The 17,173-nt window shown below is 66.6% G+C and carries 15 protein-coding genes; 7 read left to right on the plus strand and 8 right to left on the minus strand.

What is annotated here, in order from left to right:
- Positions 1-36: 36 nt before the first annotated feature.
- Genes ybaK through ACZ5YA_RS14200 form a run of 3 tightly spaced genes read right to left on the minus strand, consistent with a single transcriptional unit; the run spans position 37 to position 2,473 of the window.
- Positions 37-525: a Cys-tRNA(Pro) deacylase gene (gene ybaK / locus ACZ5YA_RS14190; protein WP_118932766.1), complete on the minus strand. Its 489-nt coding sequence runs from the start codon at positions 523-525 to the stop codon at positions 37-39.
- A gap of 42 nt (positions 526-567) precedes the next feature.
- Complete coding sequence (xerD, locus tag ACZ5YA_RS14195; protein WP_251881141.1) at positions 568-1,551, minus strand: site-specific tyrosine recombinase XerD; 984 nt, start codon at positions 1,549-1,551, stop codon at positions 568-570.
- 16 nt (positions 1,552-1,567) lie between these two features.
- Positions 1,568-2,473, minus strand: a complete 906-nt coding sequence (locus ACZ5YA_RS14200; protein ID WP_192353351.1) for a LysR substrate-binding domain-containing protein — start codon at positions 2,471-2,473, stop codon at positions 1,568-1,570.
- A 185-nt stretch (positions 2,474-2,658) separates the two neighbouring features.
- Between ACZ5YA_RS14200 and ACZ5YA_RS14205 the strand changes: the two genes are divergently transcribed.
- From ACZ5YA_RS14205 to ACZ5YA_RS14215, 3 genes are all read left to right on the plus strand, one after another.
- Positions 2,659-4,341 carry a thiamine pyrophosphate-binding protein gene (locus ACZ5YA_RS14205; RefSeq protein WP_464092679.1) on the plus strand — a complete coding sequence of 561 codons (1,683 nt, stop codon included), beginning with the start codon at positions 2,659-2,661 and terminating at the stop codon, positions 4,339-4,341.
- A 113-nt stretch (positions 4,342-4,454) separates the two neighbouring features.
- A complete protein-coding gene (locus ACZ5YA_RS14210) occupies positions 4,455-5,648 on the plus strand; it encodes an acyl-CoA dehydrogenase (RefSeq protein ID WP_054451413.1) in 1,194 nt (397 codons plus the stop codon).
- 224 nt (positions 5,649-5,872) lie between these two features.
- Positions 5,873-6,859: a TRAP transporter substrate-binding protein gene (locus tag ACZ5YA_RS14215; protein ID WP_464092680.1), complete on the plus strand. Its 987-nt coding sequence runs from the start codon at positions 5,873-5,875 to the stop codon at positions 6,857-6,859.
- Positions 6,860-6,869: 10 nt separating this feature from the next.
- On the opposite strand, the gene ACZ5YA_RS14220 is transcribed toward ACZ5YA_RS14215, so the two are convergent.
- From ACZ5YA_RS14220 to ACZ5YA_RS14240, 5 genes are all read right to left on the minus strand, one after another.
- The gene (locus ACZ5YA_RS14220) at positions 6,870-7,313 is read right to left on the minus strand and encodes a MaoC family dehydratase (protein WP_059380185.1); all 444 of its coding nucleotides are present in this window, start codon (positions 7,311-7,313) and stop codon (positions 6,870-6,872) included.
- 69 nt (positions 7,314-7,382) lie between these two features.
- A complete protein-coding gene (gene boxA, locus ACZ5YA_RS14225) occupies positions 7,383-8,618 on the minus strand; it encodes a benzoyl-CoA 2,3-epoxidase subunit BoxA (protein ID WP_059380212.1) in 1,236 nt (411 codons plus the stop codon).
- A gap of 54 nt (positions 8,619-8,672) precedes the next feature.
- Complete coding sequence (gene boxB / locus ACZ5YA_RS14230; RefSeq protein WP_419340830.1) at positions 8,673-10,100, minus strand: benzoyl-CoA 2,3-epoxidase subunit BoxB; 1,428 nt, start codon at positions 10,098-10,100, stop codon at positions 8,673-8,675.
- Between the two features lie 57 nt (positions 10,101-10,157).
- A complete protein-coding gene (gene boxC, locus ACZ5YA_RS14235) occupies positions 10,158-11,816 on the minus strand; it encodes a 2,3-epoxybenzoyl-CoA dihydrolase (RefSeq protein ID WP_464092681.1) in 1,659 nt (552 codons plus the stop codon).
- Positions 11,817-11,959: 143 nt separating this feature from the next.
- Positions 11,960-12,868 (minus strand): helix-turn-helix transcriptional regulator, encoded by a 909-nt coding sequence (locus ACZ5YA_RS14240; RefSeq protein ID WP_059380188.1) that lies wholly within the window; start codon positions 12,866-12,868, stop codon positions 11,960-11,962.
- A 176-nt stretch (positions 12,869-13,044) separates the two neighbouring features.
- Here ACZ5YA_RS14240 and ACZ5YA_RS14245 point away from each other — a divergent pair, with 176 nt between their 5' ends.
- The 4 genes from ACZ5YA_RS14245 (at position 13,045) to ACZ5YA_RS14260 (ending at position 17,161) form a co-directional block, all read left to right on the plus strand.
- Complete coding sequence (locus ACZ5YA_RS14245; protein ID WP_059380189.1) at positions 13,045-13,515, plus strand: DUF4863 family protein; 471 nt, start codon at positions 13,045-13,047, stop codon at positions 13,513-13,515.
- Between the two features lie 68 nt (positions 13,516-13,583).
- Positions 13,584-15,143 (plus strand): benzoate-CoA ligase family protein, encoded by a 1,560-nt coding sequence (locus ACZ5YA_RS14250; RefSeq protein WP_464092682.1) that lies wholly within the window; start codon positions 13,584-13,586, stop codon positions 15,141-15,143.
- Positions 15,140-15,964, plus strand: coding sequence for an alpha/beta fold hydrolase (locus ACZ5YA_RS14255; RefSeq protein ID WP_464092683.1), 825 nt, complete (start codon positions 15,140-15,142; stop codon positions 15,962-15,964). Before ACZ5YA_RS14250 ends, ACZ5YA_RS14255 begins: the two co-directional genes overlap by 4 nt.
- 36 nt (positions 15,965-16,000) lie before the next feature.
- A complete protein-coding gene (locus ACZ5YA_RS14260; protein WP_059380192.1) occupies positions 16,001-17,161 on the plus strand; it encodes an ABC transporter substrate-binding protein in 1,161 nt (386 codons plus the stop codon).
- The last annotated feature ends 12 nt before the right edge of the window (positions 17,162-17,173 follow it).

The following is a 17,173-nucleotide window of genomic DNA, read 5'->3' on the forward strand; positions in this document are numbered from 1 at the left end:
GGTGGTATGGGAATACCACGCCCACGCAAGCCCGCCTTACTCCAGAGCGACGGACACGCCCTTGGCGCCCAGCAGCGTGACCAGCACCTTGGGATCTATGCCGATCAGATACCCGCGCCGCCCGCCGTTGATGTAGACCACCGGGTAGTCCAGCACTTCGGCCTCGACCCACACCGGCATCTTCTTGCGCGTGCCGAAGGGCGAGGTGCCGCCCACCTGATAGCCCGAATGGCGCTGCGCCACCTCGGGCTTGCAGGGCTCCACCCGCTTCAAACCGGCTTGGCGCGCCAGGTTCTTGGTGGAGACTTCGCGGTCGCCATGCATGACCACGATCAGGGGCTTGGCGGACTCGTCCTCCATCACCAGGGTCTTGACCACCGCATGCGGATCCAGGCCCAACTGGCGCGCGGCTTCGCCCGCGCCGCCATGGTCGACGTAGTCATAGGTGTGCTCCGTGTACGCCACCTTGTTCTGCTTGAGGAACTGGGTGGCGGGCGTCTCGGAAACGTGGCGGGCTTTGCTCATGGTTATGCGTGAAAGAGGAATTTCGAAGCGGCGCGTGCAGCGCTAGCCGCGAGGATGGTGCGTCGCGTGCAGCGCCTTCAGGCGTTCGCGCGCGACGTGCGTGTAGATCTGCGTGGTGGAAATGTCGGCGTGGCCCAGCAGCATCTGCACCACGCGCAGGTCGGCGCCGTGGTTCAGCAGATGCGTGGCGAAGGCGTGCCGCAGCACGTGCGGCGACAGCGGCGCGCGCACGTCCGCCAGCAGGGCATATTTCTTCACCAGTTGCCAGAACGCCTGGCGCGACATGGCTTCGGCCCGGCCAGTGATGAAGAGCGCATCGCTCACGCGTCCAGCCGCCAGCTCCGGCCGCGCGGACTTCAGGTAGCGGTCGATCCAATGGGCCGCCTCGGCGCCCAGCGGCACCAGCCGGTCCTTGCCGCCCTTGCCCAGCACCACCCGCACCACGCCTTCGTTCAGGCTCACGTCCAGCGTGCGCATGCCCACCAGCTCGGATACCCGCAAGCCCGTGGCGTACAGCGTTTCCAGCATGGCGCGGTCGCGCAGGCCGCGGGCCTCCTCCAGGTCGGGCGCGCGCAACAAGGCGTCCACCTGCTGCTCGGACAGAGTCTTGGGCATGCGCGGCGGCTGCTTGGCGGCGATCAGCGTCAGGCAGGGATCGCGCTCGGCGCGGTGTTCGCGCAGCGCCCAGGCGTAAAAGCGGCGCAACGCGGCCAGCCTGCGGTTGGCGGTGGTGGCGCGGGTTTCTTCGTGGCGGAAGGCGAACCAGGCTTCGATGTCGGCCTTGCCGGCATCGCGCAGAGCTTTGGCGGGTCCGGCGGGCAGGACGTGGGCCTGCGCCGCATCGCCGTGGCGGTCGGCCATTTCGCGCGCGTAGGCTTCGGGATCTTCCAGCCAGCGGGCAAAACCCGTCAGATCGCGCCGGTAGGCCGCCAGGGTGTTGGCCGACAGGCCGTCTTCCAGCCAGACGGCATCGATGAAGGCGTCGATATCGGCCTGGGATTCAAGCGGGGGGCGGATTGCGGACATGGCTGGATTCTACGGCTCAACGTCCGCCCACGCCTGCGGCGGCGGACTTCAGCCAGCTCTCGAAGAGCTTGAGCGCCTCGGAGCGTTCGCTGCGCTGCGGATAGCCGAAGTAATAGCCCTGGCTGACCGATAGCGATTGCGGTACGGGCATCGCCAGCGTGCCTTGGTCGAGCGCGGGCTGGGCCAGGAAACGCGGCATCAGCCCGACTCCCAGGCCGGCCTGCACCGCCGCCATCACCATGGTGAAAAGCTCGTAGCGCGGCCCGCCGGCGGCGTGCGGACCATAAAGATGGCTGTTGGCCGCGTACCACTGGCGCCAGGCGTCCGGCCGCGAAGCCAGGTGCAGATGGGTCATGCCGGACAAGGCGCTGGCCCCCGGTTCCGCCGCCCGCGCCGCCAGTTCTGGCGCGCACACCGGCACCAGTTCGCGTTCGGGGAACAGCAGCACGCCCTGGGTGCCTGGCCACAATCCGTCCCCGTGATACAGCGCGCCGTCGAAGGGCTGGTCTTTGAACTGGAACGGCAACGTGCGCACGGACAGGCTGACCGTGATGTCGCCGTGCTCGCGCTGGAAATCCGCCAGGCGCGGGATCAACCAGGTCGTCGCCAGGGTGGGCACCACGGCGATATGGATGCTGCGGCCCATGCCGGTGCGGCTGACCAGGCCGAAAGTGTCTTTTTCGATCTGGTCCAAATGGTGGCGGATGCGGCCGGCGTACTCCGCTCCGTGATCGGTCAGCACGATGCGCCGGCGCACCCGCGTGAACAGCTGCACGCCCAGGCGCGCCTCCAGGCTGGCCACTTGGCGGTAGACGGCGCTATGCGTCAGGGACAATTCCTCGGCGGCGCGGGAAAAGCTGCCCAGCCGGGCCGACGCTTCAAACGCCTGCAGGGCGCTCAGGTTGGGAATGCCGTTTCTCATATCGCGGGAACCGCCAGGTGCCGGCGGGCGCCGCCGCTGCTGCGCCGCTCGGATCTTGCCGCGGCGCAGCATGGCAGGTCGTGCCGGTGGGTCAATAGATTGTGCAATTTTATCAATTGCATTGTGCGATCAAGGAACATTATGCTCGGATGTCCTAACCTCGGCTCATCATGACTACCACCCCCATGTCCCAGCAAGAATCCCGCCTTGGCGGTCACATCCTGGTCGACCAGCTGGTTGCGCAGGGCGTCAAACATGTTTTCTGTGTTCCCGGTGAAAGCTATCTGGCGGTGCTGGACGGCCTGCACGATGCGGACATCAAGGTCACGGTGTGCCGCCAGGAAGGCGGCGCGGCCATGATGGCCGACGCCCATGGCAAGCTGACCGGCGAACCTGGCATCTGCATGGTGACCCGCGGCCCGGGCGCGTCCAACGCGCTGGCGGGCGTGCACATCGCCAAGCAGGACTCCACCCCCCTGATCCTCTTCGTCGGCCAGATCGAGCGCGGCATGCGCGAACGCGAAGCCTTCCAGGAAATGGATTGCCGCGCCGTGTTCGGCACGCAGGCCAAGTGGGTCACCGAGATCGATCAGGTCGAACGCATCCCCGAACTGGTTTCGCGCGCCTTCCACATCGCCACCTCGGGCCGTCCCGGCCCGGTCGTGATCGCGCTGCCCGAAGACATGCTGGTCGAAGCCGCCAAGGTCGCCGACGCGCCACGCTACGAAGTCATCGATTCCGCCCCCACCGCCGGCCAGCTGGCCGACCTGGAAAAGCTGCTGGCCGAGGCCAAAAATCCGGTCGCCATCCTGGGCGGCACTCGCTGGGACGCCCGCGCGGTGCAGCAGTTCGCCGATTTTGCGCAGCGCCACGCGCTGCCCACGGCCGTGTCCTTCCGCCGCCAGATGCTGTTCCCGGCCGACCACCCCTGCTTCATCGGCGACGTGGGTCTGGGCATCAACCCCGCGCTGCTCAAGCGCGTCGCCGATGCGGACCTGATCCTGCTGGTCGGCGGCCGCATGTCGGAAAACCCCAGCCAGGCGTACACCCTGCTGGACATCCCGGTACCCAAGCAGAAACTGGTGCACGTGCACCCCGACACCGCCGAGCTGGGCCGCGTCTACCGCCCCACCCTGGCCATCAATACTTCGCCCGCCGCCTTTGCGCAGGCGCTGGGCGGCCTGAAGGCGCCGGCCCAGCCCGCCTGGGCCGCCGGCACGCAGGCCATGCGCGAGTCGTATCTGAAATGGAGCGATCCCAGCGCCATCACGACGCCGGGCGCGCTGCAAATGGGCCAGGTCATGGCCTACCTGGAAAAGACGCTGCCGGCCGATGCCATCATGACCAACGGCGCCGGCAACTACGCCACTTGGCTGCACCGCTTCCACCGCTTTACGCGCTACGGCACGCAGCTGGCGCCGACGTCGGGCTCCATGGGCTACGGCCTGCCCGCCGCCGTGGGCGCCAAGCGCGTGTCGCCCGACAAGACCGTGGTCTGCTTCGCTGGCGACGGCTGCTTCCTGATGCACGGCCAGGAATTCGCGACCGCGGTGCAATACGACCTGCCCATCGTCGTGGTGCTGGTGGACAACGGCATGTACGGCACGATCCGCATGCACCAGGAAAAGCACTACCCCGGCCGCATTTCCGCGACCGATCTGAAGAATCCGGATTTCGCCGACTATGCGCGCGCCTTTGGCGGCCACGGCGAACGCGTCGAGACCACCGAGCAGTTCGGCCCGGCCTTCGAACGCGCCCTGGCCAGCGGCAAGCCGGCCATCCTGCACTGCTTCATCGATCCGGAAACCATCACCCCGGGCACGACCCTGGAAAAGATCCGCGACGCAGCGCTCAAGGCGCAGCACTGAAGGCGGGACGGAACGGCGGCGCCGCGCGCCGGCCGTTCCATTCGCCGCTTGCCGCCCGAATTATTTTAGGTTTAAACTTTCTAGCATTCCGAAATCCATAGCGGAGACCCAGCATGTCCTCGAATCCTTCCTTTCACTGGCAAGACCCCCTGTTGCTGGACCAGCAACTGACCGAAGAAGAACGCATGGTGCGTGACGCAGCCTACGCCTATGCGCAGGACAAGCTCGCCCCGCGCGTGCTGAACGCGTTCCGCAACGAACAGACCGACCCGGCCATCTTCTCCGAAATGGGCGAACTGGGCCTGCTGGGCGCCACCATCCCCGTCGAATACGGCGGCGCCGGCCTGAACTACGTCAGCTACGGCCTGATCGCCCGCGAAGTCGAACGCATCGACTCCGGCTACCGCTCCATGATGAGCGTGCAGTCGTCCCTGGTGATGGTGCCGATCAACGAATTCGGCAGCGAAGCGCAGAAGCAGAAATACCTGCCCAAGCTGGCCCGCGGCGAATGGATCGGCTGCTTCGGCCTGACCGAACCCAACCACGGCTCCGACCCCGGCGGCATGGAAACCCGCGCCGTCAAGACGTCCGACGGCTACAAGATTTCCGGCAACAAGATGTGGATCACCAACTCTCCCATCGCCGACGTCTTCGTGGTGTGGGCCAAGTGCGTCGGCGGCGACTTCGACGGCAAGATCCGCGGCTTCATCCTGGAAAAGGGCATGAAGGGCCTGTCGGCCCCCGCCATCCACGGCAAGGTCGGCCTGCGCGCCTCGATCACCGGTGAAATCGTCATGGACGAAGTGGAAGTGTCCGCCGACCAGATGATGCCCGGCGTGTCCGGCCTGAAGGGTCCGTTCACCTGCCTGAACTCGGCCCGCTACGGCATCGCCTGGGGCGCCGTGGGCGCCGCCGAAGCTTGCTGGCACACCGCCCGCCAGTACACGCTGGACCGCAAGCAGTTCGGCCGCCCCCTGGCCGCCAACCAGCTGATCCAGAAGAAGCTGGCCGACATGCAGACCGAAATCACGCTGGCCCTGCAAGGCTGCCTGCGCCTGGGCCGCATGAAGGACGAAGGCACCGCCGCCGTCGAAATCACCTCCATCATGAAGCGCAATTCCTGCGGCAAGGCGCTGGACATCGCCCGCCTGGCGCGCGACATGCTCGGCGGCAACGGCATCTCCGACGAATTCGGCGTGGCCCGCCACCTGGTGAACCTGGAGGTGGTCAACACCTACGAAGGCACCCACGACGTGCACGCCCTGATCCTGGGCCGCGCGCAGACCGGCATCCAGGCGTTCTATTGATCGTCTGACTGGTTGCAAGCCCCAAAAGGCCGCCCCTCGGGGCGGCCTTTTTATTCGCCGGCGCCACATGGCCGCCGATACGCCCCGCGCATTGCCGAAAGCCCGTATAGGCGAGCCGTGGTACTCGCCGTACGCTTTGCGGCATCGGCCAGGCACCGGGCCGGGCGCTCCCGCGCCTTGTCGCGTGTCCCGACCAGGTTTCCCCCCAAGCCCAGGAGCCGCGCATGCAAAGCTGTCCCACCCTCCGCCTGATGACGGGCATCGCCATGGCGTTCATGGCGCATGGCGCCTACGCCGCCACCACCCTCACGATGACTACCGAGTACCCGGCCACCTCCATGCCCGGACAAGGCGTATCCACCTTTGCCGAGCTGGTCCGCGCCAAGACGGCGGGCAACGTGGTCATCGACGCCAGCTATGACGCGTCCAAGGGGATCAAGTCGGCCGACATGATCGATGCGGTGCAAGCGCGCAAGGTGGATGCGGGCGACGCCTTCGCCGGCGCGCTGGCGGCCAAGTATCCCTTGTTCGGCGTGTCGTCCCTGCCCTTTCTGGCGGACTCGCTGTCCAAGGCCCGCAACCTGAACAAGGCCGCCCGCCCCGCCTACGAGAAGCTGTTGGCGGCGCATGGGCAGAAGCTGCTCTACACCACGCCGTGGCCCGCGTCCGGCATCTGGTCCAAGCGGAAACTGGACAGCGTCGCGGCCTTGAAGAAGCTGAGCATCCGCACCTACGACGCCACGTCGCAGGACGTCATGCAGAAGGCCGGCGCCCGCGCGCAGAACATCTCCTTCGCGGACGCGATGCCGTTGATCGCCTCGGGCGAGGTCAACGCGGTGCTGTCCTCAGGCGACGGCGGCGCGGGCCGCAAGCTCTGGGAGCACCTGCCCAACTTCGCGGAGATCAACTACGCCATGCCGATCTCGGTGGCGACGATGAACCTGCAGGCTTACCAGGCGCTGGATGCGCGCACGCGCCGCGCCATCGACCAGGCCGCGGCGCAGACCGAAACCGAACAATGGAAGCGCATCGACGGCCGCCTGCAGCAGAACTACGCCAACATGCGCAAGAACGGCGTGGCAATCAATACGTCGGTGCCCCTGCCCGTGCAGCGCGCGCTGAAGGATGCTGCGGCGGACTCGGTCAAGAACTGGAAGGCAGCGGCCGGTCCTGAAGCCGCCGCCATCCTGAAGCAGACAGGCAAGCGCTAGACGGCCAGCCTCAGTTTTCGCCGGACAGATCGAACAGGCTGGTCGCGTCCAGTTCCAGCACGCCTTCGTCGTGCTGGTTCAGGACCGTCCAGGCCCAGGTGATGATGCCCAGGTCCGGACGCGACGACGAGGTGCGCACGCCCTGCACGCGCGCTTCCAGGCGCAGGGTGTCGCCCGGACGCACCGGCGTGCGCCAGCGCACCTCGCCCAGGCCGGGCGAACCAAAGGATTCGGAATCGTGCAGCGCCGCGTCCACGGCCATGCGCATGGCCAGCGCGCAGGTATGCCAGCCGCTGGCGATCAGCCCGCCCCAACGGCCTTCGGAGGCGCGCTTGGGATCCGTGTGGAACCACTGGGGATCGTACTTGCGTGCGAACTCCAGGATTTCGGCTTCCGTCAGGGTGACCGGACCGCCCTTGATGACCATGCCGTCCTTGAACTCGGCGAACTTCATTTTGTGGATTCCCCCCGCAAATGCAATCGGCGCGCCAGCGCGCGCCGATTGCCACGCATGTTTGTGGATTCAGTACGTTTCGAAATGCAGGCGCCCTTCGCGGCGCAATGCATCATGCAGGATAGACCAATCCTGGCCCGCCTGCATCGTCACGTCGCGCAGGGCGTCCAGCACGCCCACTTCCATGCCCTTCAAGCCGCACACGTAGATGCAGGTATTGCGGTCCGCCAGCAGTTCGCGCACCACGCCCGCGCGGTCGCGGATCAGGTCCTGCACGTAACGCTTGGGTTGCCCGGTTTCGCGCGACAGCGCCAGATTGATGTCGATGAAATCGCGCGGCAGCTTCATCAACGGCCCGAAATACGGCAGCTCGCGCTCGGTGCGCGCGCCGAAGAACAGCAGCAGCCTGCCGTTCTCGCCGGTCTCGATGCGGCGGCGGTAGCGTTCCGTCATGGCGCGCATGGGCGCCGAACCCGTGCCGGTGCAAATCATGATGAGATTGGCACGGGGGTGGTTGGGCATCAGGAAAGTATGGCCGAACGGTCCGATCACCTGCACCTTGTCGTTCTTGGCCAGGTCGCACAGGTAATTCGAACATACGCCGTGCGCGGCGGCGCCCGCATGATCCTCGGTGACGCGTTTCACCGTCAGCGAGAGATTGTTATAGCCGGCCCGTTCGCCGTCGCGCGGACTGGCCAAAGAATACTGGCGCGCGTGATGCGCCCGGCCCTGCGCATCCACGCCCGGCGGCAGGATGCCGATGGACTGCCCTTCCAGCACGGGAAACGGCAGGTCGCCGAAGTCGAGCACGATATGGTGGATATCGCTTTCCGTGTCGGCGCCGGTCACGCGGTAGTTGCCGACCACGGTGGCAGTCATGGGCGTCTTGTGCGTGTACAGGTTGACGTAGGGATGGGCGGCGGACCACGGCGGGACCGTCGCACCGGGCGCGGTTGACGGCGCGGGCGCGACAGGCTGCTGCGCATCAGGCTCGCCGCCGGCTGGCGCGGCGGCGGCCGTTTCCGGCAATGCCTTCTCTCCCGGCAATTCTTCCCAGCCCAGTTGTTCCTGCACGCCGTAGGCTTCGGCGCGCACCATCAGCCGCCAGTTGTCGATGGCCCCGGTGGGGCAAGGCGGCACGCAGGCCATGCAGCCGTTGCAGATCTCGGGATCCACCACGTAGTTGTTCGAGTCGTGGGTGATCGCCTTGATCGGACAGGTTTCTTCGCAGGTGTTGCAGCGGATGCAGATCTCGGGATCGATCAGGTGCTGCTTCAGGACTTCTGCTGGTAAGGGAGCGTTCATCTCGGTCTTCCCCATGCTCCGGTAGGCGGCCGCGAATGCGGCCGCCGCCCCGCTTTAGTTGAAACGGACGTACTCGAAATTCACCGGCTGTCGGTTGACGCCCATGACGGGCGGCGCGATCCAGTTGGCGAACTTGCCCGGCTCGGTGACGCGGCCCATCAACGACGCGACGAAGGCGCGATCCTCGGGCGTGGGCAGCCATTTGTGGCTGTTGGCCTGCCATTGCGATTCGGACAGGATCTCGCCTTCGGGCGACATGCGGATGCCGGCCAGCGTGCCGATCTGGCGGTTGAAGGCCTTGTGCGGCACTTGCAGGCGGAACGGCAAGCCGCTCTTTTCGATGACCTTGTTCCAGCGGCCGATGCCAGCGACCGAGTCGCGGATGAAGTCGTCGCGCAGCACTTCGTTCAGGGCGTTCAGCATCGGCACCTCGATCTCGCGCAGCTTGCCGTTTTCCACGGTCAGCACGCGGTAGGTGTCGTTCTTCAGCTGATGGTCGTCGGTGCGCTTGCTCTCTTCATAGCGGCCCTTCAGGCCCGAGCCGTAGAAGATGGCGGCGTTGGACGACTGGTCCGCGCCGAACAAGTCGATGGTGACGCTGTAGTGGAAGTTCAGGTAGCGCTGGATGGTGGGCAGGTCGATCACGCCAGCCGCGCGCACGCTGGCCGGGTCATCGGTCTTCAACTGGTTCATGACCTCGCAGGTGCGCTGGATGACGCGAGAAATGCCGGATTCGCCCACGAACATGTGGTGCGCCTCCTCGGTCAGCATGAACTTGGTGGTGCGCGCCAGCGGATCGAAGCTGGACTCCGCCAGCGCGCACAGCTGGAACTTGCCGTCGCGGTCGGTGAAGTAGGTAAACATGTAGAAGGCCAGCCAATCAGGTGTCTTCTCGTTGAACGCGCCCAGGATGCGCGGGTTGTCGGAATCCCCCGAGCTGCGCTGCAACAGCGCGTCCGCCTCTTCGCGGCCATCCCGGCCGAAATAGCGATGCAGCAGGTAGACCATGGCCCACAGGTGGCGGCCTTCCTCGACGTTGATCTGGAACAGGTTGCGCAAGTCGTACTGCGAGGGCGCGGTCAGGCCCAGGTGGCGCTGCTGTTCGATCGAGGCCGGCTCGGTATCGCCCTGCGTGACGATGATGCGGCGCAGGTTGGCGCGATGCTCGCCGGGCACGTCCTGCCAGACGTCGCGGCCCATGTTCTCGCCGAAGTGGATCTTGCGCTGCCCGTCCTGCGGCGCCAGGAAGATACCCCAACGGTAGTCCGGCATCTTGACGTGGTCGAAGTGCGCCCAGCCGTCGGGCTGCACGCTGACCGCCGTGCGCAGGTAGACGTCGAAACCATGGGAGCCGTCTGGCCCCATGTCCTGCCACCACTGCAGGTAGTTGGGCTGCCAATGTTCCAGCGCACGCTGCAAGGTGCGGTCGCCCGACAGATTGACGTTGTTGGGGATCTTATCGGTGTAGTTGATGCCAGACATGTCTCGCTCCTGTTCTTTGGGATGGCCGCGGTCGCGCGGCGCGGTGTCGCGGGGCCGTCAGACCCGGTTCCAGTCGAATGCGGCTTGCTCGCCCTTGCCGTAGAGCTTGAGCGCGCCCTTGTCGCCGGCGGCGTTGGGGCGATTGAAGATCCAGTTCTGCCACGCGGTGAGGCGGCCGAAGATGCGGGTCTCCATCGTTTCCTGTCCGCCGAAGCGCAGGTTGGCTTCCAGTCCGGTCAGGGCGTCGGGCGACAGCGCGCGGCGCTCCTCCAGCATCATGCGCACCTCGTCGTCCCAATCGATGTTGTCCGGCGCATAGGTGATCAGGCCCAGATCCAGCGCATCGGTGGCCGACAGCGGCTGGCCGGCGCGCGCGCGCACCGCTTCCAAGGGCGCTTCTTCTTCGTAGAAGCGGCGCTGCACGCGGCTCTGGCCGTTGACCAGCGGATAGGCGCCGAAATTGCGTTCGCCCACCACGATCTGAGCCGGCGCGGATTCGTCTTCGTTGTCCAGCATGTAGCTGCGGTCGGCGGCCAGCGCCAGTTCGAGCAGGGTGCCGGCAAAGCAGGAACCCGGCTCGATCAGCGCGAACAGGCTGCGCGAGGTCACGTCCAGGCGCGCCAGCGTGCGGCGCAGCATGCCGGCGGTTTCGCGCACGAACCAGTGGTCAGCATGCTGCTGCAGAGCGGCATCGGCAGCCAGCACCAGCGCGGCATCGCCTTCGGTCTTGATGATCCAGGTGCCGATGTCCAGCTCGTTGGTGCGCATCGACAGGATGGCGTCGTCCAGTTCGCGCGCCATCTGCAGCGGCCACCAGGCCGCGCCGGCCGCGACTATGTCCTGCAGCTCGGTCTGCACCGCGCCCTCGGGCGCGCGCACCGTCCAGGTGGCCTGGCGCCTGTCGCGGTCCAGTTGGATATCCACATAGCGGTAGGACAGGCCGTCGGCGCTTTCCGTGCGCTGCACCGGCGTCAGCGCGATGCCCTGCTCGCCCGCCGGGCGGTCGCTGCCCTGCGCCAGCGCCTGCGCGCGTTCGCGCACGGCCTTCTCGAAGCGGGCCGGCTTGACCACGTCGTCCACCAGGCGCCAGTCCTTGGCGCGCTGGCCGCGCACGCCTTCGACCAGGGTGCAGAAGATGTCCGCGTGGTCGTGGCGCACGCGGCGCTTGTCGGTCACGCGGGTCAGGCCGCCGGTGCCGGGCAGCACGCCCAGCAGCGGCACCTCGGGCAGCGCGACCGCGGACGAGCGGTCGTCGATCAGCATGATCTCGTCGCAGGCCAGCGCCAGCTCGTAGCCGCCCCCGGCGCAGGCGCCGTTGAGCGCGGCGATGAACTTCAGGCCGCTGTGGCGGCTGGAATCTTCAATGCCGTTGCGGGTTTCGTTGGTGAACTTGCAGAAGTTCACCTTCCAGGCGTGCGAGGACAGGCCCAGCATGAAAATATTGGCGCCGGAGCAGAAGATCCGGTCCTTCATGCTGGTGACGACCACGGTGCGCACTTCCGGGTGTTCGAAGCGGATACGCTGCAAGGCGTCATGCAATTCGATGTCCACGCCCAGGTCGTAGGAATTCAGCTTGAGCTTGTAGCCGGGACGCAGGCCGCCGTCCTCGGCAACATCCATGGCCAGCGTGGCGACCGGGCCGTCGAAGCTCAGGCGCCAGTGGCGGTACTGCTCGGGGTCGGTCCGGAAATCAACCCGGTTGAGGGTGCTGCTCATAGTGTGTCTCCTCGAACGCCTGCCAAAACAGGAAAAATACTGCACCACATGAATTATTGTGCAGATTAGAGGACAAAAAAAGCCCCGTCAAGCGGGGCATGCATAAAAATGCATATTGCCGGCCTGACCGGCATCGAATCCGCCTATAGCGGCAGGCCGCAGGCCTTGCGTACCTGGGTGCGCAGGCCGGCAAAGCTTTCCTGCACGTCCAGGTTGCTGGTGACCCACGTGAGATCGGCCTTGGCGTAGAAGGCTTCGCGTCCGGCCAGGATGCGCTTGAGGTCGGCCATGGCCTCGTTGTTACCCGACATGGGACGGAAATCGCCCTGCGCCATGACCCGGCCCATGTGCTCCTCGGGGGTGGCGCGCAGCCATACCGTGTAGCAATGCGCCAGCAACAGGTTCAGGGTGGCGGGCTCGGACACCAGCCCGCCCGGCGTGGCCAGCACCATTTCCGGGTAGATCTGCACGGCCTCTTCCAGCGCCCGCCGTTCGTAGCGGCGGTAGGCGTTGGGGCCGTACAGATTGTGGATCTCCAGGATGCTGCACCCGGCCACGCGCTCGATCTCGCGGTTCAGCTCCACGAAGGGGTAGCCCAGGTCATCGGCCAGCATCTGGCCCAGCGTGGACTTGCCCGCGCCGCGCAGGCCGATCAGCGCCACGCGCTGCGTGCGGTTGGGACGCTGCGCCCCCGCCCCTACGCCGAACAGCTGGGTCAGGGCCTCGCGCGCGCGCTGCAGGTCGGATTCCGTGCGGCCGCTGAGCAGCTCGCGGATCAGCAGCCAGTCGGGCGATTCGGTGGTGACGTCGCCCACCAGTTCGGCCAGTGCGCAGTTGAAGGCTCGGGCAATCTGCAGCAGCACCAGGATGGACGCATTGCCCACCCCATGTTCCAGATTGGCCAGGTGGCGTTCCGATACGCCTGTCACCTGCGACAGGCCTTTGCGGGTCATGCCGCGTATGGCCCGCAGGCGGCGCACCCGCTCGCCCAAGGCCACCAGGAACGCTTCCCGCCTGGGTTCGGATGGCGCCGCGTCTAGCGCTTGATTCATGTTTACGTGACTCCGCAAAAACCCTGATTACCACGTTTTATGCACTATAGTGCTTGACCATAATCAATGGAAGCACTATTTTTCCATTCAATCAGTCCAAAGCGCCTCATGTGCAAAAAAGCAGCAGTCGATTTCATGTCGATTCTGAAGCGCCGACAGTGTAAAGGAGGAGCCCGGTGAGTACGCCTGATCAATTCCATGCCCTGATGCGCGAGGTCACGCGCCTGACGCAAGGCCAGCCGCTGGACGCGGCGCTGCAGGAAAGCCTGAACCGCGAGGCCGGTCCGCAAAGCGCCCTGTTCCAGGAGATATACGCCACCTGCAGGCAGGGCGTGGCCGAGGGCTGGATGTGCAGCCGGGAAGGCGGCGGCATCCGCTACGGCCGCGTCATCAAGCCGGCGCCCGACCTGGCGGACTGCTCGGTGGACGTGGTGGACATGAACGATCTTGCCGGTCCGCACCACGCGCACCCCAATGGCGAGATCGACATGATCATGCCGCTGACCGAAGGCGCCAGCTTCGACGGCCACGGCGCCGGCTGGCTGGTCTACGGCCCCGGCAGCGCGCACAGCCCAACCGTGAGCGGCGGCCGCGCGCTGGTGCTGTACCTGCTGCCGGGCGGCGCCATCGATTTCACGCGGTCCTAGCGCCCGCCCCGCCGCCAGAAAAAAACACATAGCGCGGCTTCCACCCCACAGGACATCAGGAGACAACCGTGAACGCCTGTCCCGCCGAACTCAACTTCGCCAGCCACCTGGCGGCGCTGAATGCGCCGCGCGCAGCCAAGCCAGCCTACATCGACGACACGCGCCAGATCAGCTACGGCGAACTGGCGGAACGGGTGGCGCGCATGGCCGGCATGCTGCGCCAACTGGGCCTGCGGCGCGAGGAGCGCATCCTGCTGCTGATGCAGGACACCGTCGATTGGCCGGTAGTGTTTCTAGGCGCGCTGCATGCGGGCGTGGTGCCGGTGGCCGTGAACACCCTGCTCACCGCCGACGACTACGCCTACATCATCGGCCACAGCCGCGTACGCGCCGTGTTCGCATCGGGCGCCTTGCTGCCCGTGGTGCAGGCCGCGCTGGAGCAGGCCCCCGCCGACGTCGAGCACCTGGTGGTGTCGCAGCCCGCCGGCCCCTTGCCCGAGGGCGCGCGCGAATTCGAAGCGCTGCTGGCCGCCGCGCCCCTGGCGCCGGCGGCGCGCACCCTGTCCGACGAGATTGCGTTCTGGCTGTATTCGTCCGGCTCCACCGGCAAGCCCAAGGGCGTGGTCCACACCCACGGCAATCTCTGGCACACGGCCGAACTCTATGCCAAGCCCGTGCTGGGCATACGCGAGGACGACGTGGCGTTCTCGGCCGCCAAGCTGTTCTTCGCCTACGGCCTGGGCAACGGCCTGACCTTCCCGCTGTCGGTGGGCGCGACCGTGATCCTGATGGGCGAACGCCCCACGCCGCAGGCGGTCTTCAAGCGCCTGACGCAGCACCGGCCCACCGTGTTCTACGGCGTGCCCACGCTGTATGCCAGCATGCTGGCCTCGCCCGACCTGCCGGCGCGCGAACGGGTCGCCATGCGCATCTGCACGTCCGCCGGCGAAGCGCTGCCGCGCGACATCGGCGAACGCTACACGCGCCACTTCGGCTGCGAGATCCTGGACGGCATCGGCTCCACCGAGATGCTGCACATCTTCATTTCCAACCAGACCGGGCAGCTGCGCTACGGCACCACCGGCAAGCCCGTGCCGGGTTATGAGGTGCAGCTGCGCGACGAGAACGGCGCCCTGGTGCCGCCCGGCGCCATCGGCGACCTCTACATCAAGGGTCCCAGCGCGGCGCTGATGTACTGGAACAACCGCGACAAGACGCGCCAGTGCTTCCTGGGCGATTGGCTCAAGAGCGGCGACAAATACACCTGCGACGCGGACGGCTACTACACCTACGCCGGGCGCAGCGACGACATGATCAAGGTCAGCGGCCAGTACGTGTCGCCGGTGGAGGTCGAGAACATCCTGGTGCAGCACGAGGCCGTGCTGGAAGCGGCCGTGATCGGCGTGCCGGACCACGACGGGCTGGTCAAGACCAAGGCCTATGTGGTGCTGCGCCCCGGCTTCGAGCCCGACGCGCAGACCGGGGCCGCGCTGCAGAACTACGTGAAGCAGCATCTGGCGCCGTTCAAGTATCCGCGCCAGATCAATTTCACGGAAGAACTGCCCAAGACGGCCACCGGGAAGATACAGCGCTTCCGCCTGCGTCAGCTGGAAGAGGCCACGCTATGAACGCCTGTGCCGTGGCCGAGACCGTGTTCGCCGAATTCCATGCCGGCGGACGAGACCTGCGGCTGGAATGCCAGTGGATCGGGGCCGATCGCCCCGGCGCCCCGCTGCTGGTATTTCTGCACGAAGGGCTGGGCTCCGTGTCCATGTGGAAGGACTGGCCACTACGCGTCTGCGAGGCAGCCGGTTGCCGCGGACTGGTGTACTCGCGCTACGGCTACGGACTGTCGACACCGCGGCCGCACGCAGAAAAGCGGCCGGTGGACTTCATGCACATCGAGGCGCGCGACGTGCTGCCCGCGCTGCTGCGCGCACTGGGCGTGGAGGCCAGGCGCGACAAGCCGGCGCTGTTCGGCCACAGCGACGGCGGCTCGATCGCCCTGCTGTATGCGGCGATGCATCCGGACGCCGTCGCCGGCGTGGTCGCCGCCGCGCCCCATATCCTGGTCGAAGACGTATCGGTCGCCAGCATCGCGCAGGCGCGTCAAGCCTACCTGGACACGGACCTGCGCGCCCGGCTGGGGCGCTATCACGCGGACCCGGATTCGGCGTTCTGGGGCTGGAACGACATCTGGCTGGATCCGGCTTTCCGCCGCTGGAATCTGGACGACTACCTGTCCCGCATCGCCTGTCCGGTGCTGGCCATCCAGGGCGTGGACGACGAGTACGGCACCTTGGCGCAGATCCGCGGCATACGCCGGCTCGCGCCCCAGACCGAACTGCTGGAACTACCCGACTGCGGCCACTCGGCGCACAAGGATCAGCCGGCCCGCGTTATCCAGGCCGTCGCCGGTTTCGTCGGCGGCCTGGCACAACCCCGCTGACCCCGCGTCGGCCCATAACAAGCACGGAGACTAACCATGAACCACGCCCTGACCCGGGCTGCGCTCGCCGCGGCTCTGACGCTCGCCGCCACCGGCGCCCAGGCCGCCGACAAGATCAAGGTCGGCTTCATGCTGCCCTACAGCGGCACCTATGCCGCGCTGGGCAACGCCATCGAGAACGGCTTCAAGCTGTATGTCGCGGAGCAAGGCGGCAAGCTGGGCGGACGCGAGATCGAATACTTCAAGGTGGACGACGAGTCCAACCCCGCCAAGGCCGCCGAAAACGCCAACCGCCTGATCAAGCGCGACCAGGTGGACGTGCTGATCGGCACCGTGCACTCGGGCGTGGCGATGGCGCTGGCCAAGGCCGCCAAGGATGCCGACACCACGCTGATCGTGACCAACGCGGGCGCCAACGCCATCACCGGCCCGCTGTGCGGCCCGGGCATCTTCCGCACCTCGTTCACCAATTGGCAGCCTGCGTACGCCATGGGTCCGGTGGCCTTTGCCAAGGGCCACAAGACGGCCGTCACCATCACCTGGAAATATGCGGCCGGCGACGAGGCCATCGGCGGCTTCAAGGAGGGCTTCGAGAAGGCCGGCGGCAAGGTCGTGAAGGAACTGAGCCTGCCGTTTCCCAACGTGGAATTCCAGCCGCTGCTGACCGAGATCGCGGCGCTCAAGCCCGACATGGTGTTCACGTTCTTTGCGGGCGGCGGCGCCGTGAAGTTCGTGCAGGACTACCATGCCGCGGGCCTGGGCAAGACCATCCCGTTGTATGGCTCGGGCTTCCTAACCGACGGCACGCTGGAGGCCCAGGGCGCTTCGGCGCAAGGCCTGCTGACCACGCTGCACTATGCCGACGGCCTGAACACGCCGCGCGACAACGCCTTCCGCGCCGACTACAGCAAGGCCTACAAGGCGCAGCCGGACGTCTACGCGGTGCAGGGCTATGACGCGGCGCAGCTGATGCAGTCGGGCCTGGCCGCGGTGAAGGGCGACTTCGCCAAGAAGGAAGACTTCCGCAAGGCCATGCGCGGCGCCACGGTGGACAGCCCGCGCGGCCCCTTCACGCTGTCCAGCGCGGGCAACCCCGTGCAGGACATCTACCTGCGCCGAGTCGACGGACTGGAAAACAAGGTCGTGGATGTCGCCGTGAAGAAGCTGGCCGATCCGGCCCGCGGCTGCAAGCTCTGACCACAATCCGCC

The organism is Achromobacter sp. JCM 18799 (genome assembly GCF_055395645.1).

Coding starts and splice junctions, on each gene's coding strand:
- ybaK (WP_118932766.1), bottom strand. CDS start 525: ATGAGCAAAGCCCGCCACGTTTCCGAGACGCCCGCCACCCAGTTCCTC.
- xerD (WP_251881141.1), bottom strand. CDS start 1,551: ATGTCCGCAATCCGCCCCCCGCTTGAATCCCAGGCCGATATCGACGCC.
- ACZ5YA_RS14200 (WP_192353351.1), bottom strand. CDS start 2,473: ATGAGAAACGGCATTCCCAACCTGAGCGCCCTGCAGGCGTTTGAAGCG.
- ACZ5YA_RS14205 (WP_464092679.1), top strand. CDS start 2,659: ATGTCCCAGCAAGAATCCCGCCTTGGCGGTCACATCCTGGTCGACCAG.
- ACZ5YA_RS14210 (WP_054451413.1), top strand. CDS start 4,455: ATGTCCTCGAATCCTTCCTTTCACTGGCAAGACCCCCTGTTGCTGGAC.
- ACZ5YA_RS14215 (WP_464092680.1), top strand. CDS start 5,873: ATGCAAAGCTGTCCCACCCTCCGCCTGATGACGGGCATCGCCATGGCG.
- ACZ5YA_RS14220 (WP_059380185.1), bottom strand. CDS start 7,313: ATGAAGTTCGCCGAGTTCAAGGACGGCATGGTCATCAAGGGCGGTCCG.
- boxA (WP_059380212.1), bottom strand. CDS start 8,618: ATGAACGCTCCCTTACCAGCAGAAGTCCTGAAGCAGCACCTGATCGAT.
- boxB (WP_419340830.1), bottom strand. CDS start 10,100: ATGTCTGGCATCAACTACACCGATAAGATCCCCAACAACGTCAATCTG.
- boxC (WP_464092681.1), bottom strand. CDS start 11,816: ATGAGCAGCACCCTCAACCGGGTTGATTTCCGGACCGACCCCGAGCAG.
- ACZ5YA_RS14240 (WP_059380188.1), bottom strand. CDS start 12,868: ATGAATCAAGCGCTAGACGCGGCGCCATCCGAACCCAGGCGGGAAGCG.
- ACZ5YA_RS14255 (WP_464092683.1), top strand. CDS start 15,140: ATGAACGCCTGTGCCGTGGCCGAGACCGTGTTCGCCGAATTCCATGCC.
- ACZ5YA_RS14260 (WP_059380192.1), top strand. CDS start 16,001: ATGAACCACGCCCTGACCCGGGCTGCGCTCGCCGCGGCTCTGACGCTC.